Below are 24,875 nucleotides of genomic sequence, written 5' to 3'. Positions count from 1 at the left end.
ATATCAAAACTATTCAGCGGTCGTTTCTTCCGGTTCATCCTTGCCCTGGGCATGGAAGAAGGGCGAGATCATCTTGCCGAAGAAGTGCGATATCTCATCGATGATAGTGTAGGTCGCCGGCACGAACACCAGCGACAACAGGGTCGAGGTGATCAGACCACCAATAACCGTCACCGCCATCGGCTGGCGAAAGGCGTCGTTGCCAACGGCCACCGGGATCATGCCGGCGCCCATAGCCACTGTGGTCATGACGATCGGACGCGCCCGCTTCTTGGCTGCCTCAAACAGGGCTTCGGTGCGTTCCATGCCCCCCTTGATCGCCACCATGGCGTATTCGACCAGCAGGATCGAATTCTTGGCGGCAATGCCGACCAGCATGATCAGGCCGATATAGGTCGGCATCGACATGCTCATCTGCGTCAGGATCAGGCCAATAAAGGCCCCGCCAAAACACAACGGCAGCGCCAGCAGAATGGTGAACGGATGGCTGAACGACCCGAACAGCAGCACCAGCACCACATACATCAAGGCAATCCCGGTCAGGATGGCGGCAATGAAATTCGGCACCATTTCGAGGAAGTCCTCAGTATTCGGATTGACAACAATACGAACGCCGGGAATTTCGCCCTTCTTGAGCTTGACCATGGTCGGCGTCGCCATGACGGCGGCATCCGCCGTGCCATTCGGCACGCCGTTCAGGTCGCCGTTGACCGTGGCCGAACGGGTCCGGTCGATCCGGTTGATCTGGATCGGCCCCGCGCCGAAGCTGATATTGGCCACCGCCGTCAGCGGCACCGAGGCGCCGGAGCGCGTCGGCACCATCAGCGTGTTGAGGTTGTTGATGTCGTAACGGGCATCGGCCTTCAACAGGACGCGAATCGGTATCTGGCGGTCGCCGTCATTATACTTGGCGAGGATCTGGTCGATATCGCCCATGGTGGCGACGCGCGCCGCCGAGGAAATGGTCTCGGTCGACACCCCCATCAGCGCCGCCTGGTCAGGCTTGGGCGTGATGACGACTTCCGGCTGGGTCAGGTTGTCCTGGGAATGGACATTGGTCAGTTCCTTGAGCGCCGCCATTTCCCGCAGCAATTGCTGCGAGGTGGCCGTGAGCAACGGCTCATTGTCCGACGCCAGAATATAAGCCACGCCGGTGCCGCCGCCGCCATCCTGGCCGAAGCTGCTGTGGATGCCCGGATATTTGGCCAGGGTCTTGGAGAAGACCTGTTCGAACTGGGTTTGCGAGAGCTTGCGCGCCTTCTTCGGCACCAGATTGACCGTCACCGTGGCGCTTTCCATGTTCATGACGGCGTAGGTGCTGCGGACTTCCTTGTGCGTCTCCAGATCGGCGACAATGTGCTTGACCACATTATCGGTTTCCTGGAGCGGCGTACCCGGCGTCAGTTTCAGGCTCATGACCGACATCGACTGATCATCGGCCGGAATATTGTCACTGGGGATGGTTTGCAGCAGGACGATCGAGCCGACGAAGAACATGATGCCGCCGAGGAACGGCGCCCAGCGCGCACGCAGAAGCGAAGTCTTTAGCCGGATCGTCAGTATGATCGTGCCAATACCCCCCGCCACGCCGATCAGGGCGATGATGCCGCCGATGATCATCGAGACCGTGCCTGGCTTGATGATCACGCCATCGGGACCGGGGTGCGGAAAGATAGAGCCAGACCCCATCGCCATAATGCCGAGTGAGAACAGCAGGCCGAATTCCAATGCCGCCCAGCGGGCCTTCATGTACGGCTTATACAGGACGAAGAACAGGACCAGGGTCAGGATCAATACGCCGCCGGCGGCGATGCCCATCGGCACCGCGCTTTTGGTCAGGTATTGGATCAGCAACAGGACGGTGATCAACAGACCGTGCATCAGGATATACCAGCGCCATTTCAGGTGACCTTCGAGACACCATTTCAGCATCGCCTGGTAACCGTCCATCCAGAACGGCTTGTCGTTGTCGTGCTTCGGATTGGCGCGCAGCAGATAGGCGCCCATCAATGGCGTCAGGGTTCGCGCCACCACCAGCGAGAAGAAGACGCTGACGCAGGAGGCGATGGCAAAGCTCTTGAAGAACTGGCCGACAATGCCCGGCATGAAACCGGTCGGCGCAAACACGGCGATCAGGGTGGCTGTGGTCGCCACGACGGCCAGGCCGATTTCGTCGGCGGCCTCGATAGCCGCCTGATAGGGTTTCTTGCCTTCGCGCATATGCCGGACGATGTTCTCGATCTCGACGATGGCGTCATCGACGAGAATCCCGACCGTCAGCGACAGGGCCAGCAGGGTCACAACGTTGAACGACTGGTTCAGCAGGTGCATGACGTAGAAGGTCGGCAGCAGCGACATCGGCATGGCGACAGCGGAAACCAGGGTCGCCCGCCAGTCGCGCAGGAACAGCCAGACCACGAACACGGCCAGGGCCGCGCCGATCAGCAGGGCTTCCATCGAGGTGTCGAAGCTGCGCTGCACCTCATTCACCGACGAGGATACTTCCTCGATCTGGACGTTTGGATTGGAGGCTTTCAGCGCCGCGAGCGCCGCACGCACGCCTTCGGCGACGTGGACTTCCGAGGTGGCGCGGGTGCGCTGGATATTGAAGCCGACGACCTCGTTGCCGTTATACCGGGCGCGGGTGCGCGGCTCCGACCATGTGTCGCTGACCGTGGCGATATCGCCCAGGCGGACGCTGCCGCCGTTGGACAAGGTGATGCGGGTGTCGGACAACTGCTGGACACTGGCGGCGCCGCCGACGGTGCGGATGGTCTGTTCCGACGTGCCCGCGTTAAAGCGGCCGCCAGGCATGTTGACGTTGAAACTACGCAATTGCTGGCTGATATCGCCGGCTGTCACGCCCTGCGCCGCCAGCTTGGCCGGATCGAGTTCGATGCGGATTTCGCGGTCGACACCGCCATCGCGCGTCAGTTGCGACACGCCCTTGACGCCGAGCACCTTCTTGGCGACATCGTTATCAACATACCAGCTCAGGTCTTCCGGCGTCATGTTGGCGGCGCGGATGGTATAGGTCAGCAAGGGTTGGCCGGACGCATTTTCGACGCGCGACACGATCGGATCGAGCACATCGGACGGCAGATTGGCCCGCACCCCGGCCACAGCATTGCGGACATCATTGGTCGCCTTTTCCAGATCGGTTTCGAGCTGGAAGGTAATGATGGTGGTCGATGCCCCTTCATTGACGACAGACTGGATATGGCGGACACCGCCAAGACCCGACACGGAATCTTCGACGATACGTGTGACCTGGTTCTGCAATTCGCTCGGTGCGGCGCCCGAACGGACGACCGTGACGACGACGATCGGGAAGTCGATGTCCGGCCAGTTATTGATGCGTGTCTGGCTGAAGCCGAGGATACCGGCAATCGTCATGACAACGAAAAAGACAAGGGTCGGGATCGGGTTGCGGATCGACCAGGACGAAATCTGGAAGCCGCCGCCAGGGCTTTGAGCGGTTGCCATGATCAGTGCTCTCCGCCGGTTTGCGCCGTCGCGGTCGGCTTGACCAGATCGCCGTCATTGAGGAAACCGGCCCCCATAGTGACAACACGGTCACCGGCGGCGAGGCCTTCCTTGATGATGATATCCTTGCCGCCAACGGCCGTGCCGGTGATGATCCTGCGCAGGTGCGCCTTGCTGTCCGTTCCGATGACAAACACCTGCGGCAGGTTTTCGTTATAGACGACGGCGCTCTGCGGGATCAGCAGCACGTTCTGCGAACCGGCCTCGATGGTGCCGGACGCGAACATGCCGGGACGCAGGCCGGAGTCCCACGGTACGCTGACCCGCGCATAGCCCAGGCGTGTCGCCGCATCGACCATAGGCGTGACGATACGGACGGAACCATTGACCGGACCGGTCGATTCACTGGTGACCGTCACCGGCATCCCGGCGGAAATATTGTGCAGGTCGCTTTCGACCACCTGCATGTTCAGTTCGATACGGCCGTCACGGACGATCTTGAAAAGTTCTGTGCCGACCGAAACATTCTGCCCCAGGACAGCCGTGCGGTGCGTGATGATGCCGGAGACCGGGGCACGGACCGTCGCCATATTGACCTGGGTCTGCGCCGTCTGCATGGCCGCTTCGGTCGTCAGCTTGGAGGCTTCGGCGTTATCGAGCGCGGCGGCCGACAGATAGCCCTGCTGGAACAGGGTCTGGGCGCGCTGATAGGCCTTGTTGGACTGGTTGTAATTGGCCTGGGCCTGCTTGAGCTGGGCCTGGAGCAGGACGTCGTTCATTTTCAGCAGGGGCTGGCCCTGCTTGACGGTTTGCCCCTCATCGGCCAGCAGGGCGACAGCCGTCAGGCCGCCGGTTTCGGCGCCGACGGCGACTTCCTGCCAGGCGCTGATCGTGCCGGTGCCGGTCACCTGGACCGGGGCCGTATCCTGGCGCACCACGGCGAAATTGACCACCGCCGCATGAGCCTCGGCCTTGCCGTCATCCTTCTTTTTCTCACAACCGCTGACGCCCGCGCCGATCACCAGCGCCACCGCGATCATCGCCGTCACCGACCGCGAACCGGCTTTGAAAATGCCCCCAGTCCCCAGAACAGCAGTCCTCAAACCAAACGTCATGCCCATTGATCCTATTTTTATTTTGCGCCGCACTTCGGCGGACGCCGTTGTTTCTTATACCGCACTCTGCTGTGCGCCCCGTTGCCTGTCAACGAAAGGCGACATTACAAATCGTTCACCACCCCATACGCCAACGGGCGCTCACTGCCCCCGCATGACGCCGTTCTTTTCGCTATAGCACAACAAGACAGGAAACTGTCAGTAGGTAAAACGCGGGCAGCGCTTGAAAAGAGGGTTAACCGGAGCGATAACGATACTCGGGTTATTGCTTATTTATTATGCCGCCGTCAGGCTGCTGTGACACATCGAGGGAGGACATCATGAGGTGGCAAGGCGGACGCAGGGGCGGCGTTGAGGATCGCCGGGGCGGCGGTGGCGGCATGGGACCGGTGGCCGGTGGCGGCGGACTGGTGCTCGTGGTCGTGGCGCTGATCGGTTATTTCTTTTTCGGCATAGACCCGCAAACCATTATGAGCGCCGGTAATCAATCCGCGCCGGCCTCTGATGTCCAGGCCAGCACCGGCACACCGGGCGATGAAGAAGGCCAGTTCGCCGATGTCGTCCACACCTCCGCCAACGACACCTGGCAGGCGCTTTTCCAGTCGGAAGGCAAGACCTACCGCCCCTCCACCATCGTCCTTTACACTCAGGGCACCACGACCGGCTGCGGCATGGGCGAAGCGGCGATGGGGCCTTTCTATTGCCCGGCTGACGAGAAGGTCTATATCGACCTAGACTTCTTCCGCACGCTTGACGGCCAGCTCGGCGCGCCCGGCGATTTCGCCAAGGCCTATGTCATCGCCCACGAGGTCGGCCACCACATCCAGAAGCTGGAAGGCACCAGCGATGCCGTCAGCCGCCAGGAACAGCGCCTGAGCAAGACCGGCGCCAACGCCCTCTCCGTCAAGCTCGAACTCCAGGCCGACTGTTACGCCGGCGTCTGGGCCAAGCGCGCCAACGACAAGGAGCACTGGATCGAGGCCGGCGACATCGACGAAGCCCTGGGCGCCGCCACCGCCGTCGGCGACGACACCTTGCAAGAGAAGGCGCAGGGCCGCGTGGTGCCGGACAGCTTTACGCATGGGTCTTCGGCGCAGCGCAGCCAGTGGTTCAAGGCCGGTTTCCGCGCCGGAGATCCGGCTGACTGCGATACGTTTGGCTAACGCACCTCAATCGCCGGCAGGCTGTTGATCGGCTCGATGGTGATGTTACGGAAGAAGGTCTCCGCCCCTTCCGACTGAAGCTGGATCGCGCCGTGGATCAATGGCTCGCAAGGCGCGCTTTCGCTGGCCTTGTCGCAGATGCCCCAGACCTCCATGACCGGCACGCCATTGACCACATGGACGGCATGATTGGCGAAGACGTAGAGATCGAGCGTGTTCCATTCGCCGACCGGTTTGTCGGCATTGCTGTTGTTTTCAATATTCCACAGGGCGGTGTTACCGACCGTCTTGCCAAGCGGCGCACCGGCCATGAAACGCTGTTTCGGATCGATGATCGACGGGTCGATGGCCACGCTGGAATCGACCTCCAGCCCGTTCCCCACTGGCACCACCATGCCGACGCTGCCGGTCATGATCTCGAATTCGACCGCCCGCGACCAGGTGCCCCAGACCGCGCCGGGTTCGCCGTGCGTATGGTACAGCAGGCCATTATTTTCCGGGTCATTGAGCCGCGGCGCATACCGCTTGCCGCTCCATTTGTATTCGAGACGCAGGTGATAGTTCCTGAAATCACCCTTGTGGACCAGGCTGCCCCAGGTCTCGCCGCTGACATGCAGGGCCGGCGCGCCGTCCTCGCTCACCACCGTGAAGATATCGCCCTTCCCGGCCACACCGATCGGCGCGTCGTGCTTCGGCAGATAGGTCTGGGCCGGGTCTTTGTAGCCGAGCCAGGCCGTCCAGTCATCGAGGTCCTGGCCGTTAAACAACGCCACGGCCGGCCCGGTGGCGACCGGAATATTCTTGAGCACAAGGGTTTGCGGCTGGAAGGCCGGCGCTTCCGCCTGCGCCACACTCAATCCAAACAGCAGGGCAAGCCCGGCCGTGGCAACGATCTTCAACATGTTCTCTTCCCAACTTTTTATGAATCTGACGCGAAATGGTAATCGATTACATACCTGCGCGTCAATGCGAAGCGGCGGACTTGTTCAGCGCGTCATACATATTGATCTTCATGCCACCAGGCACGATCATGTCGCCGCCCTTCATATCGGCCGGGCAGTCGCCCAACCGTTTGCCAACAACCGTGGTGGTCGATTTATCGTCACCGCCCATCGGCGGCTCCATGGTCGAGGCGATCGTCTGGTGATATTCGCTGTCGCTGACCATCTCCATGTGGATATGGCTGGTGATCTTGCGGCCGGACATGTTGCATACGGAATCGACATCGACTGTCGAGCCGGTCTTGCTGACGTTGCTCTGCGTACATTGCGCGTCGCCTGCCCCCTTCATGCCGACCTCGACCATCCGTTCGCTCAGGCCCTTGTCCATACACAGCTTGCTGACGATGCCTGTCGGCATACCCGGCACCGAGGTCGTCATTTCCCACAGGCCCGGCTTCTGCGCCATCGGATTGGCGTCCGCCAGGGTAGCCGGCTTTGCTGTCTCCATGGTTGTCGTTGTTTCGGAAGTCTTCGGCTTGCTGCAACCGGCCATCAGGACCAGCGCTGCCGCCAATGCCAAACCCGTACTCAAACGAACAACTGTCATGACGTGCCTCCTCTGTTATGAGAGGCACCATACATCTGGAGAACGGCGTTAGAAATGAATTTCTAGTGAAACTTCGCCAGCACCACGCCGGCCTTGAGCCTGACACCATCGCCAGTCACGTAATCCCCCGCCTTCATGCTGTCGGGACAATCGCCCAGCCGCTTGCCGTCGGTTATCGTCACCTGATTGCCGTGACCGGCGAAGGCCGGGGAATAGCGCGTTTCGACCGTCTGATGGAAGGCGTCGTTGCCGATGATATCGACATGAATATGCGAGGTCAGGGTGGTGTCATTGACCGTGCAGACCGTATCAATATCGGCGCCATCGTCGCTCTTGGTCACCGAACGCGCCGAGCATTCAAGATTGGTCATTTCCGGCTTGCCGGGCAGATCATGGCCGATCAGGGCCAGCTTTTCCCCCTGGGCGTCATTGACGCAGATTTTCGCCACCGACCGGCCGCCCAGTTGCGGCAGGGTCTGGGTCAGTTGCCACAGGCCCGCCCTTTGCCCTAACCGGCTAACCTTGTAGACCGGGGGGCTTTCCGAACTGACGGCGGCGCTGGTCCCGGCGCTGCCTGCCGCCTCCTCCGAGGCCGACGCCGAAAGCCCGCCCCCATCCTCGATAAACGGCGTGCGCGGCTTTTCAGGCTTTCCGCAGGCCGTCACCATCAGGCAGGTGAAGCCAATAATTATAATCGAACCCCCAACTGTCTTCATTGCGATTGCACACTTTCATTTGCATCACCGGCCAGGTTTGGCGAATAGCTGGCGTAGGCCGCAGCTTCTTCAGCCGTCAGGCTGGCGGCCGGGCTTTCACCGGCGAAGGCGTTGTCACCGGACTGGCCGGGCTTCGGGCTGCAACCGCCTATTGCGCAGATAACCAGGCCGGTCGAGACTATGTAAATTAGCGGCTTCATACTGTACCTTCGCAAAACTCTACCCTATCCGAACCATAATCACGAGATTATAAAGACGAAATTCGGAAATGGCGTCACGGCCTTTCCGTCGGCGCATCCGGCAGTTTCCAGTCGATCGGCGGATAGCCTTTCGACACCAGGAAGTCGTTGGCGCGCGAAAACGGTTTGGTGCCGAAGAATCCGTTATGAGCCGAAAGCGGCGACGGATGCACCGACTTGATGACCAGATGCTTCGTGGTATCGACGAAGGCCGCTTTTTTCTGCGCGTAGCTGCCCCACAGGATAAATACCACGGGCTGCGGCAGGTCGTTGACCGCGCGGATCACCGCATCGGTGAACTTTTCCCAGCCCTTGCCCTGATGCGCCGCCGCCATGCCCATTTCGACCGTCAGCACGCTGTTGAGCAACAACACGCCCTGCCCGGCCCAGTGTTCGAGGAAACCGTGCTTCGCCGGTGCGATACCAAGATCGGTTTGCAGTTCCTTGTAGATATTGACCAGTGACGGCGGAATGCGCACGCCGGGTTTGACCGAAAACGACAGGCCATGCGCCTGACCTTCGCCGTGGTATGGGTCCTGGCCGAGGATGACCACCCGCACCTGTTCCGGCGGCGTCAGGTCGAGCGCACGGAAATAGTCAGTGCCCTTGGGGAAGATACGTTTGCCTGTACCGCGTTGCGCCAGAAGGAACGCCTTCAGTTCCACCATATAGGGCTTGGAAAATTCCGGCGCCAGCAGGGCCTTCCAGCCGTCGTCAAGCTTGATATCGGTCATGCCCGTATCTCGCCGTGACTCTCTTTCTTAGTCAAGCGCTCAGGCGCCGCGCAGGCTACCTCGCATTAAGCTCGGGCGGGCCTTGCCCTTGCCGGCAGAGCCGGAATGTCAAGCGCTCACGACTTGGTGCAGGAACCGGTCACCCTGCCGGTCACATGCAGGGACGCATCCTGTCCGGCGGACGCGGCAGTCACGTCGCCGCCGAAGGATTGCCCATCATCAGCAATGGTCAGCGCGCCGGTTCCCTTTGCCGCGGCGCAATCCGTGGTCCACGAAACCGTCCTGCCCACTTCGCTGAACCGTTGTCCGTCGCATTGCGGACCGGTCACCGCGACGGGCGGGGCCTTCAGATCCTCGACATTGGCGCACAGGCTCGCGGTCGTCGTGGTGGGGGCCTGTCCGGCAATGGTGGTGATCGTGGTAATCTCCCACAGCAAATCCGGCCCCGGCAAAACCGGCGCCTCACTCACCTCGGGCGGGGTATTGGCTACCGCCGCTGTGGCCGGGGTTGGCTTTGCGTCGGGCGTCACCTGATCAATAACGGCCGGCGAGATGACGCCGAACAGAAACCCGGCGGCGGCGGTGAAGGTCAGGGCAATCGTCGGACTCATGAACAAGGCTCCTGTAATTTACAAAAAACCCGTTACTCCACCCGCCGCCATATTAACCGCAGAAAACGGTCAGGCCAAATCAAAAACACATCAAACTATTGACGTTTATTGATTTTTTACACGCACCCTATGGCGTGGAAGGCTAAACCGGCAAACCGCTTATGATAAATTTGCAGGCTCTGCCACCGCTCAGGTGGTGCAACGGTCAACAACCTTGCCTTCAAGCCCGGTCACGATATCACCCTCCGGCGTCCGGACCGTGCTTTGACCTTCTATCGCCTTGCCGCCATGTGAAAACGTCCACTGACCCGCGCCCTGCGCGGCATCGCACTGGGATTTCCAACTCACCACATCGCCTTCGCGGGTAAACTGCGGATCGCTGCATTTGGCGCCGGTCAGGTCTTTTGGCGGATTGAGCCAGCTCTCATCGGACATGCACATCCAGGTGGTGTTTGTTTCCGCCGCATTGGCGCCCGACTGGCTTTGCACATCAAGCTCCCATAACCGGCCCTTTTCGTAGGCAGAAGCCTGGGTGGCGCCCATGACGGCGAACAGCGCGACGCCGGCGCTCAAAAGATATGCCTTACGCAGTGTCATATTTTCCTCCTGTAACGTTTCCCCTCAAATACAATGTAAGACAGATGAACACGCGAATTCAAGGCAACTCTCAAAGACTTTATTTAGAATATAGGAAATTTAAATTAATCTAAATTGCAAACATAATAATCTTTATTGAGCATACAAGTTTAACTAAATTCACGCATTTTCAAAATATATACATAATTATTTATTTGAAATTGAAAATAATAAATCATGTATTCAGTAAAGACACAATCCGGACATAACGATATTGTGAACCACCAACCTCGGCGGCGGCCTTATTCGATGCAAATGAAACCGGCGTATATTGTATCAGCCCGGCAAGTGTGTATTGTCACCACTTTGCAATGATAACTTCATAAAAAAGAGGGCCTCGCCGTGATCCTCCGCCTCGCCTTTCCCGCCAATACCCTGTCGAAACCTCTGCCGGCCCGCGCTGACGACGCCCGCGCCCTCTACGCCAGGAATTAGGAGTAATCGATGACATTCCGCACCCTTACCTGCGCCGCCGCCCTGCTGTCCCTGGTTGTCGCGGCGCCTGCTCTGGCAAAGCCGAAACCGGCGGCGCCGACCGCCAATGCGCCGGTTACCCCCCAAAAAATCACACCAATGACGCCGGATACCTCCCCGGCCTATGACAAGGTGCGTCCGGACGCCGATTTCGTCCGCCGCGTGGTCATGGTGCCGATGAGCGACGGCACCAAACTCTATACCGTGATCGTCTTCAAAAAGGGCACCAGGGAGGGACCGATTCTGCTGTCGCGCACGCCGTATGACGCCAAGAGCACCATGGCGCGCACGGCGAGCCAGACGATCAAGGAAGTGCTGCCGGCGATGTACAACGAGTTCGTCGATGACGGCTATATCATCGTGACGCAGGACATTCGCGGCATTCACAATTCTGAAGGCGTCTACATCATGAACCGCCCGCTCGCCGGGCCGCTCAACGACACAAAAATCGATGAATCCACCGACGCCTATGACACCATCGACTGGCTGTCGAAGAATATCCCGGAATCGAACGGCAAGGTCGGCATTGTCGGCTCCAGCTACTTAGGCTTCACCTCGCTGATGGCTGAGATCAATCCGCATCCGGCGCTCAAGGCCGCCGTGCCGCAAAGCCCGATGGTCGATGGCTGGCGCGGCGACGACTGGTTCCATAATGGCGCCTTCCGCGTCAGCAGCTTTGATTACGGCCTCGAACAGAGCACCGGCAAGGCCGAGGCCGGCGCCGCCATTCCCGGGGGCGTGGGCGATGACTACAGCCGCTATCTCGACGCCGGTTCGGCCGGTGATTACGCCCGCAAGTGGGGCATCGACCAGGTGCCGTTCGTCCGCAAGCTGATGGAAAACCCGGCCTATACGACCTTCTGGTCCGGCCAGGCGGTCGACAAGTGGATGGCCGCCGCGCCGCTGAAGGTGCCGACCATGCTGGTCGTCGGCCAGTGGGACCAGGAAGATTCCTACGGCGCGCCGGCCGTCTACAAGGCGATCGAGCCGAAGGACACCCATAACGACAGGGTGTCGCTGGTCATCGGGCCGTGGCGCCATTCCGGTGTCAACCACTATGGCTATGATCTGGGCGACCTCACCTTTACCGGCGACACGGCGCAGGAATTCCGCGTCAAGTACATGAAGCCCTTCTTCGACCATTACCTGAAGGATGCGCCCGATCCGCACACCCCGCCGGTCCTGACCTATGCCACCGGCGTCAACCATTGGGACGAATCGCCCAAATGGCCGATGGGCACCCTGACCCCGCTCTATATCGGTGACAACGCTACGGCGAGTTTCGACAAGCCATCAGCGGCAGCGCACGACGACTATGTCTCCGATCCCTCCAAGCCCGTGCCGTTCATCCCGCGCCCGATCAATATGGCCGATTCCGGCCAGTGGAAGCCGTGGCTGGTTCATGACCAGCGCTTCGTCTCAGACCGGCCGGACGTGCTCTCCTATACCAGTGCTCCGCTGGAAAAGGCCGTCCATGTCATGGGTGCGCCGGCGGTCGATCTGTTCGCCGCCACCAGCGGCACGGACAGTGACTGGGTGGTCAAGATCATCGACGTCTATCCCAACGAGTCGCCGGAAGACGCCTCGCAGGGTTCCAGGCCTTCGATGGCCGGTTTCGAACTGCCGATGGGAATCGAGATTTTCCGCGGCCGCTACGTGCATGGCTTCGACAAACCACAGGCCCTGACGCCGGGCCAGGTCGAGGAATACAAATTCGAACTGCCGAACATCGATCACGTCTTCCTGCCCGGCCACAAGCTGATGATCCAGGTGCAGTCGTCGCTGTTCCCGCTCTATGACCGCAACCCGCAGACCTATGTCGATAACATCTTCAACGCCAAGCCGGCCGACTACAAGCCGGCGACGGAAAGCATCTATCGCGGCGCGGACAAGGCATCGGCGGTCTGGCTGCCGATCGTGGGAGAGTGAATTTCGGAATAAAAAGAGGGGAGAACCAGGCCCCCCCCCCTCTCCGGTTTGCTCAACTACCAGGGAGAACGCTTACCACTTGTAGCGCAGGCCAATCTGGTATGACCGGGCCGAGCCGATGGTATTGTCATCGCCCTGACCGGTCGCGCCGTTGCCGGTATTCACGCCGCCGGCATAACCATAGGTACGGTTGATCCAGTCGAAGGCGTTGTAGACCTGGCCTTCCAGTGTGATTGTCTGCCCGCTCGGCAGTTCGAAATCCTTGGAAATGCGGAAATCGACCGTCTTGTAGGCGATATCGTTCTTCGGGTAGACGCCACCGGGGATGATGCGGTTGGCCGGTCCGGTCTGATCGATGTAATCAAACGGCGCCCCTGAGGCCAGGGTGACGAAGGTTGAAAGCTGGGTATCCCACGGTCCATCGACGATGCCGGTGCCGACAAAGCGCCACTTGTCCACGCCCTCGGCGCCATGCCAGCCGGAATCATGCGGCATGGCGTAGTCGAAGATGAAGCGGTCGTTATGACCGGTGGCTTCGGCATTGGTCAGGGTCAGGGTGCCGCTGTAGCCATAATGCGAGGCGCGGCTATAGGGCTTGTCCACTGTCAGGTAGATCGCCTGATAGCGGGCCTCCTGATCATTGGTCGAGATGATGAAATTGCCATAGCCCGGCAGGCCGAACGCCCAGGGCTGGCATTGATATTGCGGGCCATAATTGCAGGCGCCGCCATCGGACCATGACCCATCCGGCGCGCGGTTGCCGAGCACAAAGCTGAATATATCCTTGCTCTGGATATCCGCCAGGGTGATGCTGGTGGCGACCGAACCGAACTGCTTGCGAATGCCGAGATTGAACTGATCCGAATAGGGGACCTTGGCGTTGTTGTTCAGCGCGAAGATTTCACCTTTCAGGTTTTGCGCCCTGACGGCGGCCAGCAAAGCCGCGTTGTCTGTCAGGTAACCGGGGTCCCAGACAATCTGACCGGCGGCCGGCGTCTGGCCCTGTGGCACAATATCCAGCTGGCCGATATGAATCTTCGTGCGGCGTGTTTCCAATTGGGCGTCATCATAGATGGTGCGGTCATAATAGCGCCCGTAACCGCCGAAGAAGACGATATCGCGGTCGCCATGCAGATCGTAGGAGAAGCCCAGGCGCGGCGCCAGCGCGCCGGTGAAGGCCTTACGATTGTGCCCCGTACTGATATAATCCTCCGGATTGAAACCGCCATTCTTGAAGTTGGCCCAGCCACGCAGCGCCGCCGCCACGCCCGGATCGGTGACGAACTTGTCATTGAGCATATTGGTTTCATAATCCCAGCGCACGCCGAGATTCAGCGTCAGGTGATTATCTACCGTCCAGTCGTCCTGAATGAACAGCCCCCATTGGTTGTTCTTGCTGGTCAGCCGTGGGTCTCCGTCCGCGACGCGCACCCGTACCGGCACATTGTCAGAGGCGCCGTAGGTATAATCCTGGGCGCTGTAAAAAAATTCCGGATTAAAGTGGTCGGCTTCGGTGGCGATGTAATTGTACAGGGCCAGTTTGACGCCCGCCTTGACCACATGCTGCCCGTGCCATTCCAGCCCTGTGAAGGTCATGCTGTCGCGGAAGGTCGTGTTTTCCTGCGCCTTTTCCTGGGAATAGGTCGCGCCGCCCAGCAGGGCGACCGATCCGTAATCCATGTAAAGATCGCCGTCGGCATTGGGGATCATACCGTTCACCAGGGTGATGCCCGGTCCATTGGTCAGCGGCGTTTGCCGCCAGTGATAGGACTGGTATTCCAGCGTCATTTCATTGAGCAGGTTTTCTTCCCGGTACTTCCAGGAAACCAGTCCCTGGCGGACATACTGATTCAGCGTATCGCCATGCGAATAGGCGGTAGTCTGACCAAAATCACGCAGGTCATCCTCTTCGCGGTCCTGGAAGGACAGGTCTATGGTATTGTCCGCATTGGGGGTCCAGGTCAGCTTGCCGAAATACAGGTCTTCCTGGAAGTCCTTGGCGAAGACCCCATCCTCTGCGGCGAGCGCCGAGGAAAGCGCCGGCGAAATGATTTCGACCGTGGTGCCGCCGTTGGTCTGGCTGCGCGGGTCCGGCATGTCTATTGCGTCGGTGGGGCGTTGGTCCTTGCGGTGTTCATAGGCCAGGTAGAAGTGCAGCACGTCCTTGACGATCGGGCCGCCGATATCTGCGCCATATTCGGTATTCTTGTAATCGCCCTTGGGCTGATTACGCTGGAAATAGGGCTGGCCGATCATGTCCTTAGACTGATAGGTCACGAAGGCGCTGCCGTGGAAATCATTGCCGCCGGTCTTGGTGACGGCCGAAATGATGGCCGTGCCCGCCTGCTCGTATTCGGCCTTGAAGTTCTGGGTCGAGACCTTGAACTCCTGAATGGCCAGTTGCGGGAACGGATTGCCGCGTGAGCTGTCCTGCCCCATTGTGCCGCCTTGCAGCACCTGGTTCTTCTGGCTCTGACCGTCGATGAAGACATTGACCTGATTGGCCGAGGTGGCGCCGGCGCGAAACTGCTTGTTCTCGGCGTCTGCGCTGATCGAAACACCGGGCGCGAGCGCCGCGAAATTGAGGAAGTTGCGGCCGTTCTGCGGCAGGCTGTTGATCTGGGTCTGCGAGATACTGGTCGCCACTTCCGAGGTGCGGACCTCCTTATGGCGGCGGCCAACGACGGTAATCGTCGCGGTCGGCTCAGGCGCCGCGGCGGCATCGAGGTCGAGCGTGGTGGTTTCGCCAACGGCCAGGGTCACTTCTTCGGTCGCCGAACCGACGACGATCCTGTAATTGCCCGGACGCAGGCCAACGATGACATAGCTGCCGTCGGCGCGCACCGTGCCGGAGGCGCTGGCGCCGGTATTGGTATCGGTCGCGGTCACCTGCGCGCCGGCCTGGGCCGAGGCGACATGCCCCTGCACCGTTGAGGTATCCGCCGCAAAAGCGCCAGAGCCGAGCGTGGCGGTGAGCACGAAGAGCGATGCGCCCAGGATCAGCCGGAATTTCGTTGAATGCTGCATATTTGTTCCTCCCAAATATATCGTGTGCCGAGTGCCGGCCGAACCCCGTCTTTGACTTGAAGCTTCGGCCCTTGAGTGGTGGTCAGGCTATGCGTTTACTGCTTTCCCGAATGACCAGTTCCGGTGAAATCACAATGCTTTCGGCCGGTTCGCCGTCCGGGTCGGCCAGCGCATCGGCCAGCAGTTCAAGCCCGCGGCGGCCCAGTTCGTAAACCCCGATCCTGAGCGTGCTCAGGGATGGCTGGGCAAATCGTGCAATCGGCACATCGTCGAAGCCGACAAGCGCGATATCATCCGGTACCGACAGGCCGGCCTCTTTGAGCGCGAACAAGGCGCCTATCGCCATCATGTCGTTCCCGACAAAGATACCGTCCGGACATGGCGCGCCGGCGTCGACCGCAGCCAGGATATCCCTGGTGCATTGAAAGCCGGCTTCCTCGGTGAAATCGCCTTCGCAGACCGTCGAATAACTGACTTTCGCGCCATGAGCGGCCACGGCTGCCTCGAAGCCCCGCTTGCGTTCCTGCGCCTCGAAATTGCTTTCCGGCCCGCTGATATGCGCCAGACGCGTGCAGCCCTGCGCCACCAGATGCTCGACCGCCATCTTGCCGCCGGCATAGTTATCGACCGTGATGGCGCCATAGCCCGACTGGCCGATCCGGCTGGCGATCGTCACCAGCGGCAGGCTGACCGGCAACACCGCGCCCAGATCCTGCGAATCGACGAAGGGCGACATAACCAGCAGGCCATCGACCCGGCCTGACATGGCCAGGATCGCCGCCACCGCTTCTTTGACGTCGCCGTGCGATCCGGAGACCAGCAGGTGCAGACCCTTGGCGCGCGCCGCCACATCGACGCCGCGAATGATTTCGGAGAAGAACTCGCCGTAGATATCCGGCAGCAACAGGCCGATGGTATTGGTGCGCGCCAGGGCCAGCGACCGCGCGCCGCCATGCGGAATATATTTCAGTTTCGCGGCGGCTTCGAGCACACGGTTACGCACACCTTCGGCGACATTATCGAGGCCATTGATGGCGCGCGACGCCGAGGCGATCGATACCTCCGCTTCCCTGGCTACATCCGTTAAGGTAGCGCGCCTCATCATCTCTCCTCAGTCGATTTTTACGTCAGGCACAGGCCGCCCGCCCGAAAAAACGGGCGCGGGAAAAGTGGCAATACAGCGGCAACCGTCTCCTGTAGAGCCATCCCGTAAACGCTTACATTTGCCTTGTCAATCAATATGCAAGCGCTTACAGTCCTTCCAGACAATTGGAAAGATGGACGGAAAGCGGCCTTTACAGTTATCAGAAAATATAGGCAACCATTTGTAATTGAATGAAATTTACAGAACACAACCAAGCTATCGGCACACATCTGCGGCACGCCTTAGCCATCCCCTGACCAGACGGGCGTAACGAAGGCCTGCAAGTGTTGCGCTCAGGTTACAAAACGGCCGCTTATTTCCACAAGACACGCAGACGCTGCCGCCCTATCAGCGACTGCGCCCTGACCCCGCCGCACGCCGGCGGGGTTCTTTTTTACGCTGTCAGGTCGAAACTCGCCGCCGTGCCGCCGATAGAGGACGGTGCGATCCAGACATCAAACCGGCCGGTTTCGGCGAAGGCTTTCAGGTTTGGATGCACGAAGGCCAGATCGGCTGGTGTCAGCGTGAATTCGACGGTCGCGCTCTGGCCCGGATCGAGATCGAGGTGCTGGAAACCTTTCAGCGCCCGGATCGGCTGGGTCATGCTGGCCACCTTGTCGTGGATATAAAGTTGCGCCACTTCATGCAGCTGACGGCCGCCGGTATTGCTGATCGTCGCCATCACCTTGATCTGGCCATTCATCGCCAGGGTGGCCGAACTGACTGCCGTGGCGCCATAGGCAACCGTCGAATAGCTCAGCCCATGACCGAAGGGGTAAAGCGCGTCATTTGTCACTTCGCGGTAGCGCGCCTTGAAATTCTTGTCGTCGCTGATCTGCGGACGGCCAGTAATGCGGTGGTTGTAGTAGAACGGTTCCTGTCCTGACGCCTGCGGGAAGCTGACCGGCAAACGGCCCTGCGGGGCATAATCACCGAAGACGATATCGGCGATCGCATTGCCTTCTTCCGAACCGAGGAACCAGGTGGCGAGGATGGCCGGGGCGGCTTTCACCGCCCCCGTAAGCGCCAGGGCGCGGCCATGTTTGAGGATGACCACCACCGGCTTGCCCGTCGCCGCGATGGCTTCGGCGAGGTCGAGTTGCGGCTCGGGGATCGAAATATCGACGCGCGACTGCGCCTCGCCCGACATGTTGCCGGCTTCACCGATGGCCAGCACGACGATATCCGCCGCCTTGGCCGCCTTGACCGCCGCCGCGATACCGCCGTCGATCGGGACTTCGACATCGGAGCCTTTCACCACAGTCAGGGCGTCGCCAAGCACGGCACGGAAACCCGCCTCCCATGTGACGCATGACGCCACATCCGGGAAGACCGCCCACGGACCGGGGCAATTTTCCTTGTCATTGCCGAACGGACCGATCAGGGCGATTGTCTTGCCCGATTTCGGCAATGGCAGCAGATTGCCTTCGTTCTTCAGCAGCACGCACGATTTGCGCCCGGCTTCCCGCGCCAAAGCAATGGTGTCCGGACGGCGGATATCGCTCTGCTCACGCGCAAGATCGAGCGAACGGTAAGGGTTGTCGAACAGGCCCAGCGCCTTTTTCACATGGAGCACCCGGCGTACCGCCTCGTCAAGCACTGCCGGCTTGACCTTGCCCGACCGCACCAGCTCCGGCAGATATTTCATGTATAGACCCGACTGCATCCCCATGTCGCAACCGGCATTGATCGACTTGGCCGTGGCATCCGCCCCATCGGCGGCGAAACCGTGCAGGATCAGTTCTTCTTCCGAGGTGTAGTCGGAGACCACCAGTCCCTTGAAGCCCCACTCCCCACGCAGGATATCGGTCAGCAGGTAATGATTGCCCGTCGAAGGCACCCCGGCGATATCATTGAACGACGACATGGTGGTCAGCGCCCCGGCATCGAAAGCCGCTTTGAACGGCGGCAGATGAACCTCGCGCAGCGTGGTTTCGGGGATATCGGCGGTATTGTATTCCATCCCGCCCTGTACGGCGCCATAGGCGGCGAAATGCTTCGGACAAGCTACCACCGAGGTGTCATCCTTCAGGCTGTCGCCCTGAAAGCCCTTGACGCGCGCCTTCGCCAACTGGATGCCGAGATACGTGTCCTCCCCTGCCCCTTCGGCGACACGGCCCCAGCGCTGGTCACGCGCCACATCGACCATCGGCGCGAAGGTCCAGTGCAGCCCCTTGGCGGTCGCTTCGAGCGCGGCGGCGCGGGCCGTGCGCATGGCCATGTCAGCGTCCCAACTCGCGGATTCACCGAGCGGAATCGGGAAGGTCGTCTTGACGCCGTGGATGATGTCACCGGCGAAAATCAGCGGGATCTTATGCGGCGATTGCTCGATGGCCACCTGTTGCAGTTCGCGGCCGCCGGCCACGCCGATACCGTTGAACAGGCCGGTGATCTTGCCGGCGGCGATATCGGCCTTCACCTGTGCCTTGTTCTGCGCCTGCTCGGAGGTCGGGTTGATCGGCGGCCCGTCGAAGCGGGTGGTATCGCTGTAGATCGACAACTGCCCGGCCTTTTCCTCGATGCTCAGGCTTTTGATGAGCTTTTCAATGTAAGGGTCCGGCGCTGGCATCACCTTGGCGAAACCGGGCGCGGCCACCGGCACCAGCGCGGTCGTGGCGACGGCGCCCTTGAGAAAGAACCGGCGAGAGGGGATAAAAGCGGTCATGAGCGTTACTCCTTCTTATGATCCAGGAACCAGGCGTAGAGGTCCGGATTGGCGTAGGTGGCGTCCCAGGCGTTGTGATTGCCGCCGGGATAGATGGTGTATTTGACGTCGATGCCGCAGGCTTTCGCGGCGCTGACGAGCACGTCTTCGTCGCGGATCGGCACCACGTCGTCGATCTCACCGTGGAAGGCCCAGAGATGGTTGCCGGTCAGTTTGCAGGGCGTTTTCAGGTTCGAATAGCCCGACACCGGCGCGATGGCGGCGAAGCGATGCGGCTGGACCATGCCCCAGTCCCAGGCACCGCCGCCGCCGAGCGACAGGCCGGTCAGGTAGATGCGCTTGCGGTCGGCCGGTATACGTGCCTCGGCGACATCGAGCCATGCCTTGAGCTGTCTCGGTTTCCATTCCTCGTCATGCCATTGCTGCGGCGCCAGGATGATGAACGGGAAGTCGGCGTGATCGCGGGCATATTCCCACGGTCCCGGCCCCATGACGCGGGTAACATCGCTGCCCGCCTCGCCGGAACCATGCAGGAAAACAATCACCGGCGCCTTGCCGCCATGATAACTGACCGGGACGTATTGCATGTATTGCACGGTCGAACCGTCAGGCAGCACGACCTTCTCCGCTGTCGCCCCCTTGGCCAGCATATCCGGACGGATGGTGGCGCAGCCGGTTAAAGCCAAAGCAGAAGAGAAAAAGGCCAAAAGCACAGTCGCCTTATAAGCCTCTACGATGTGTGCGAAACGAAGTTCGGCGAAGCCAAAGGCGTTAGCTGGCGAGAAACGGAGCGGAGCGTACCTATAGTACGTGAGCACCGTATCGCAGACAGATGACGGCTTGCAGCCCATCAGAGCGCGCTTATAAGTCATCCCTTTACACTCCCCGCGAGAAGACCGCGCACATAATGTCTCTGGAGCGCCAGAAACAGCAATATGACCGGCGCGATGGTCACGGTGGCGCAGGCCATGACCATACCGGAATCCTGGATATGTTCCTGCGACAGCGAGGCGATGGCCAGAGGCAGGGTGTAGTTGTGATCATCGGACAGCACGATCAGCGGCCACAGGAAATCATTCCAGGCGGCCAGAAAAGTGAAGACGCCCAATGTCACAATGATCGGCGACAGGTTGGGCAAAACAATCTTGCGGAATATCTGCCATTCCGAAGCGCCATCGACCCGCGCCGCCTGGAGCATCTCATCCGGCAGGCCCAGCGCGTATTGCCGGACCAGAAAGATGCCGAACAGCGACGTCATGAAGGGCACCACCACCCCGGCATAGGAATTGAGCAGGCCGAGCGTCTTGAGCTGGAAGAACAGCGGCAGCATGGTCAACTGGCCGGGGATGACCACCACCGCCAGCAGGAAGCGAAACAGCTTTTCGCGCCCCCTGAAATGGAGTTTGGCAAAGGCGTAACCGGCCGTGACATTAAACGCCAGCGACAGGATCGTGGCCAGCGACGCCACCAGCAGGCTGTTGAACAGAAAGCGCCCCATGCGCTGATGCGCGAACAATTCGGCATAGTTGGCCAGGGTCGGGTCATGCGGGAACAGCCGCGCCGGGAAGGCATTGGCCTCGGCCTCCGGCATGAAGGACATCGACAGCATCCACAGCAGCGGGAAAGCGGCCACCAGTGACGCCGCAATCAGAAACGCGCTGATCCAGAGTTGTTGCATTTTCATACGAACACCTCTTCCGATTTCGGCCGCAGGAACGACAGGCCCATCAGCACGGCGAAGAGGATAAAGGCCGTAGCCGAGGCATGACCGAGGTTCCACCACTTGAAGCCATCCTCGTACATGAAATAGAGCAGCGATACGGTCGATTGCGCCGGTCCGCCTTGCGTCATGACATAGGGTTCGGCGAACAACTGGAAATAGCCGGCGATCGTCAGCAGCGCCACCATCCACAGAACGGGCGTCAGACCGGGAAGCGTGACATGGATAAACCGCGCCCACGCGCCGGCGCCATCGACGCGGGCGGCTTCATAGAGATCATCCGGGATGCGTTGCAGGGCCGCCAGCAGGATCAGCATGTTGTAGCCGAAATTCTTCCACACCGAGAACAGGATGATGGCCGGCATGGAAAAACGCGGGTTGCCGAGCCAGTCGATGGGGTGCAGGCCTATCACGATCAGGAACTGGTTCAGCCAGCCATATTGCGCATCAAGCATATAGCGCCAGATCACTGCGGCGGCGACCAGCGTCGCCACATAGGGGGCGAACAGCGCCGTGCGGTAAAGCGCCTTCAGGCCGACACCCGGCACATTCAGCGCCATCGCCATGACCAGCGACACCAGGATCGACAGGGGCGCGCCAACCAGGGCGAAATAGCAGGTATTGCCGAACGCCTTCCAGAACAGCGGGGTCTGCAACAGGTTGATATAGTTGCCAAGCCAGATGAAGCGCAGGTTTTTCAGATCGGCCAGGGCGTAGATGTCGAAATCGGTGAAGCTCATCACCAGCGCGCCCAAAACCGGCATCAGGAAAAAGACGCTGAGCACGCACATGGCCGGCGCCACGAAGACATGACCCGGCGAAATCACCCGCATAAGGGCGCGCACAGTCGTCATGCCACACCTCGCAGTTCGAGCATGGCGCGGCGCTTGGCGAGGATGGTCCAGGCGAATTCGTCCAGTCCCTTGAGCGCCGCATCGAACGTGGTGATGCCGCGCACCACGCGTTCCAGCGCCGCCACCATCTCATTGGCAATGCGCTCCCACTCCGGCACCTGCGGCGGCGGACGCGTACGGTTGAGTTGATCAAAAAAGGTGCGTGACCGGCTGTCCTGCATCAGGCCGGTCAGCGGCCAGGCGGACTGATCGGCCGGCAGGTCGGAGGTCATCTTGTAGGAATCGGCTTGCCTGTGGGGATCACAAAGATACTCGATAAAGCGAAAGGCCTTGTCCCTGGCTTTGGAGGCCTTCGGTATGCACATAGACACCCCGCCTGCCGAGGAAAGCCCTGCCCCTTTCGGTCCCGGCAACGGCGCGGTCGCCCACTGGTCCTGTAAATCGGCAGGCAATCGTCGGGCGAATTCCGCCAGGTTCCACGGACCGGTGATGATAAAAGCGAAATCGCCCCGCGCGAACGACGAATAGACGTCGGTGACCTCAGAATGGGTCAGGCGCGCGGCATAGCCCCGCTGATAAAGCGAGGCGGCATAGGCGAAGGAGTCACGCACGCTTTTCTGCCGGAAACCCCCGCGCGTATCGCTGTCGATCAGGATCGGTTCTTCGGCTTGCAGACAAAAGGCCACCAGCGGTTCATATTCGGCGAACGGCATCAAGAGGCCATATTTGCCCCCGCGTCGTTCGCCGGAAAGCGCCGCCAGTTGCGCCTCCCAGCCGGCCCAGGTTTCCGCCGGCTTATCGAATCCGGCCCTTTGCAGCAGATCCTTGCGGTAAAACAGCAGGCGCGTATCGACATACCACGGCACACCCAAAATCCGGCCCTCAAGCGTCACCGACCGGCGTGCGCCGTCGAAATAACGGCCAAGGTCGATCTGGCTACGCGCCAGGCGGCTGTTCAACGGTTCCAGCGCGCCCAGGGCGGCGAATTCCGGCACCCAGGTATTGCCGAGCGCGATGACATCCGGCAGATTATCGGCGGCGAAGGCGGTCAGCAGTTTCTCATGCGCCGCACCCCACGGCAGGGCCTGCACCCGCACAGGAATGGCCGGATTTTGCGCCTCAAAATCTTGCGCTATACCGCCCAGCGCCTCGCCTTCCACCCCCATCGCCCAGACACGCAGCGGCTCGTGCTTCTTGACGCAGCCCACCGGCGTGACGGCCGCACCGGAAAGCGCGAGACCCGCCAAAGCCAGTCCAAACCTGCGCCGGTCGGTGCTCATCAGGTCTTCAACCAATTCCCCGTTTCGGCCACGGGCTGGAAGCCCGCCGCCCGGAACGCCTTTTTCACCAGTGGCCCCGTGACCGGACTTCGATTGAACATATCCCAGACAAAGCCGGAGCGATAATTTTCCAGTCCGATCAGGATCGGTCCCTGATCGATGCCGAGATGTTCACCGGAAACCCAGCCGGCCTTTTCGGTATGCAGTCCCGTTTTCGACGGCAGATCCGGCGGGAAGCTTGGATTGAAGGCGTCCCTGAAACCATACTGGCCGTAGAGATCATCGCCATAACGCTCGCGCATCGCCTTGATCGCCAGCACGCATATTTCCGGCGCGAACATCACCGAACCCGCAGCGGCGGTCGGCGCGATCGTGCCGTCATCCAGCCCTTCCTTGTCTCCGGCCTGCGGACCGCGCGCGCCATATTCCTGGAACTGGACCTCGCGGCCATTGACCTCTCCCTGAACATAGCCCGGTCCGCGGCAGGCGGTCAGGCCCCAGATATCGGCGCCGTAATCCTTGAAACCGCCAGGATTTTTTATGGCGTAATTGCGCTGCGCCGCTGTGGCGCGCTGTGAATTGATGAAATAGTCGATGCCCTTGCCGCGCATGAAGGCGTCGGCGATGCCACGATAATCATACCAGCAATGGCTGTACTGATGGCCGAACATCGGGGCGAAACCGAGATGCGGCGCGCCGAAATTGTCGCCCCAGGCGCCGCCGATGGTCGCCGCCCACGACTTCCACGCCTTCGCCGGCAAGGGATGCGTCGGCGACGCCATGCCGAGGTGATAGACCATCATCCCCTCGTTATAGCGATCCCAATTGCGCTCAATCAGGCCGCTTTCCGGATGCCAGCCCATGCTGACCAATCCGTTTTCATGCGCCATGAACGTCCAGTCGACGCGCTCATAAATCTTCATCGCCAGATCGCGGATTTCAGTCTCGATAGCGTTCTTGCCGTCGAAGAAGGCCGCCGCCGTCAGGGCGCCACACAGGAACAGGGCCGTATCGATGCTCGACAGTTCGACCTTGTTGTAGCGCAATCCGGTATCCATGTGCAGGAAGTGATAGAAAAAGCCCTTATGGCCCATCATGCCAGTCTTGTCCGGTCCCTGCGGTCCGTTCCAGAAGGTGCGCAAGGTCGTGCGCGTCCGCTCGGCGGCGTCGAACCGGCTGACATATCCGCTTTTCGAGCCGATGCAGTAGGCCGTCAGGGCGAAACCGACCGCCGCGATCGAGCAGAAATCGGGACCTGGCCAGTTATCCGGCGACAGCCCGGTTTTGGCGTCGGTCGTTTCCCAGAAATAGCTGAAGGTCCGCCGGTGCAGATCGGCCAGTTGCGCGTCGAATTCGATCCCGCGCCTTACCGGCTGCGCCTTGCCACAACCGGCCAGCAAGGACACAGCGCCCGTTGCCAGTAACAGATTTCGCCGATTGAGATCAGTAGGCCGGACCATCAGTTTTCCCTGTATTTCAGTCGGATTTGCGGCGGGGTGCGTCTTACTTTATGAATGGCTGTAAACGCTTACAA

At 60.5% G+C, this 24,875-nt stretch carries 19 protein-coding genes; 2 read left to right on the top strand and 17 right to left on the bottom strand.

Features of this window, described 5'->3' with window-relative positions; genetic code table 11:
* Window positions 1-9: 9 nt before the first annotated feature.
* Entirely contained in the window at window positions 10-3,486 is a 3,477-nt protein-coding gene (locus VL130_RS11735; protein WP_325363106.1) for an efflux RND transporter permease subunit, read from the bottom strand.
* Window positions 3,487-3,488: 2 nt separating this feature from the next.
* Complete coding sequence (locus tag VL130_RS11730; RefSeq protein ID WP_325363105.1) at window positions 3,489-4,601, bottom strand: efflux RND transporter periplasmic adaptor subunit; 1,113 nt, start codon at window positions 4,599-4,601, stop codon at window positions 3,489-3,491.
* Window positions 4,602-4,921: 320 nt separating this feature from the next.
* Here VL130_RS11730 and ypfJ point away from each other — a divergent pair, with 320 nt between their 5' ends.
* Complete coding sequence (gene ypfJ / locus VL130_RS11725; protein ID WP_325363104.1) at window positions 4,922-5,764, top strand: neutral zinc metallopeptidase; 843 nt, start codon at window positions 4,922-4,924, stop codon at window positions 5,762-5,764.
* Here ypfJ and VL130_RS11720 read toward each other — a convergent pair.
* The 7 genes from VL130_RS11720 to VL130_RS11690 all read right to left on the bottom strand — a co-directional run bounded on the left by VL130_RS11720 (window position 5,761) and on the right by VL130_RS11690 (window position 10,209).
* A complete protein-coding gene (locus VL130_RS11720) occupies window positions 5,761-6,666 on the bottom strand; it encodes a DUF1080 domain-containing protein (protein ID WP_325363103.1) in 906 nt (301 codons plus the stop codon). The two genes, ypfJ and VL130_RS11720, sit on opposite strands and share 4 nt — an antisense overlap.
* 61 nt (window positions 6,667-6,727) lie before the next feature.
* Window positions 6,728-7,312: a DUF3617 domain-containing protein gene (locus VL130_RS11715; RefSeq protein WP_325363102.1), complete on the bottom strand. Its 585-nt coding sequence runs from the start codon at window positions 7,310-7,312 to the stop codon at window positions 6,728-6,730.
* A 62-nt stretch (window positions 7,313-7,374) separates the two neighbouring features.
* Window positions 7,375-8,028, bottom strand: coding sequence for a DUF3617 domain-containing protein (locus tag VL130_RS11710; protein WP_325363101.1), 654 nt, complete (start codon window positions 8,026-8,028; stop codon window positions 7,375-7,377).
* A complete protein-coding gene (locus VL130_RS11705; RefSeq protein ID WP_325363100.1) occupies window positions 8,025-8,228 on the bottom strand; it encodes a hypothetical protein in 204 nt (67 codons plus the stop codon). The genes VL130_RS11710 and VL130_RS11705 overlap by 4 nt, the downstream gene beginning before the upstream one ends.
* Window positions 8,229-8,302: 74 nt before the next feature.
* Window positions 8,303-9,001 carry a uracil-DNA glycosylase gene (ung, locus tag VL130_RS11700; protein WP_325363099.1) on the bottom strand — a complete coding sequence of 233 codons (699 nt, stop codon included), beginning with the start codon at window positions 8,999-9,001 and terminating at the stop codon, window positions 8,303-8,305.
* A 116-nt stretch (window positions 9,002-9,117) separates the two neighbouring features.
* Window positions 9,118-9,612: a DUF3617 domain-containing protein gene (locus tag VL130_RS11695; RefSeq protein ID WP_325363098.1), complete on the bottom strand. Its 495-nt coding sequence runs from the start codon at window positions 9,610-9,612 to the stop codon at window positions 9,118-9,120.
* 189 nt (window positions 9,613-9,801) lie between these two features.
* On the bottom strand, window positions 9,802-10,209 hold the full coding sequence (locus VL130_RS11690) for a DUF3617 family protein (protein WP_325363096.1): 408 nt from the start codon (window positions 10,207-10,209) through the stop codon (window positions 9,802-9,804).
* A gap of 483 nt (window positions 10,210-10,692) precedes the next feature.
* Here VL130_RS11690 and VL130_RS11685 point away from each other — a divergent pair, with 483 nt between their 5' ends.
* Window positions 10,693-12,651, top strand: coding sequence for a CocE/NonD family hydrolase (locus VL130_RS11685; protein WP_325363094.1), 1,959 nt, complete (start codon window positions 10,693-10,695; stop codon window positions 12,649-12,651).
* A 72-nt stretch (window positions 12,652-12,723) separates the two neighbouring features.
* Here VL130_RS11685 and VL130_RS11680 read toward each other — a convergent pair whose 3' ends face one another.
* The 8 genes from VL130_RS11680 to VL130_RS11645 all read right to left on the bottom strand — a co-directional run bounded on the left by VL130_RS11680 (window position 12,724) and on the right by VL130_RS11645 (window position 24,801).
* Complete coding sequence (locus tag VL130_RS11680; protein WP_325363092.1) at window positions 12,724-15,678, bottom strand: TonB-dependent receptor; 2,955 nt, start codon at window positions 15,676-15,678, stop codon at window positions 12,724-12,726.
* A gap of 82 nt (window positions 15,679-15,760) precedes the next feature.
* Window positions 15,761-16,780 carry a LacI family DNA-binding transcriptional regulator gene (locus tag VL130_RS11675; protein ID WP_325363090.1) on the bottom strand — a complete coding sequence of 340 codons (1,020 nt, stop codon included), beginning with the start codon at window positions 16,778-16,780 and terminating at the stop codon, window positions 15,761-15,763.
* A 436-nt stretch (window positions 16,781-17,216) separates the two neighbouring features.
* Window positions 17,217-19,487, bottom strand: a complete 2,271-nt coding sequence (locus tag VL130_RS11670) for a glycoside hydrolase family 3 N-terminal domain-containing protein (protein WP_325363089.1) — start codon at window positions 19,485-19,487, stop codon at window positions 17,217-17,219.
* Window positions 19,488-19,492: 5 nt separating this feature from the next.
* Window positions 19,493-20,359 carry a prolyl oligopeptidase family serine peptidase gene (locus tag VL130_RS11665; RefSeq protein WP_325363088.1) on the bottom strand — a complete coding sequence of 289 codons (867 nt, stop codon included), beginning with the start codon at window positions 20,357-20,359 and terminating at the stop codon, window positions 19,493-19,495.
* Window positions 20,356-21,171 (bottom strand): carbohydrate ABC transporter permease, encoded by an 816-nt coding sequence (locus tag VL130_RS11660; RefSeq protein WP_325363087.1) that lies wholly within the window; start codon window positions 21,169-21,171, stop codon window positions 20,356-20,358. Before VL130_RS11660 ends, VL130_RS11665 begins: the two co-directional genes overlap by 4 nt.
* Entirely contained in the window at window positions 21,168-22,061 is an 894-nt protein-coding gene (locus VL130_RS11655; protein WP_325363085.1) for a sugar ABC transporter permease, read from the bottom strand. The genes VL130_RS11660 and VL130_RS11655 overlap by 4 nt, the downstream gene beginning before the upstream one ends.
* Window positions 22,058-23,341 carry a sugar ABC transporter substrate-binding protein gene (locus tag VL130_RS11650; protein ID WP_325363083.1) on the bottom strand — a complete coding sequence of 428 codons (1,284 nt, stop codon included), beginning with the start codon at window positions 23,339-23,341 and terminating at the stop codon, window positions 22,058-22,060. The genes VL130_RS11655 and VL130_RS11650 overlap by 4 nt, the downstream gene beginning before the upstream one ends.
* On the bottom strand, window positions 23,341-24,801 hold the full coding sequence (locus VL130_RS11645; protein ID WP_325363082.1) for a glucoamylase family protein: 1,461 nt from the start codon (window positions 24,799-24,801) through the stop codon (window positions 23,341-23,343). The genes VL130_RS11650 and VL130_RS11645 overlap by 1 nt, the downstream gene beginning before the upstream one ends.
* Between the last annotated feature and the right edge of the window lie 74 nt (window positions 24,802-24,875).

The sequence above is a fragment of the Asticcacaulis sp. genome, assembly GCF_035497195.1.
Lineage (GTDB): Bacteria > Pseudomonadota > Alphaproteobacteria > Caulobacterales > Caulobacteraceae > Asticcacaulis.
This window is presented reverse-complemented; position numbering and strand designations above follow the sequence as displayed.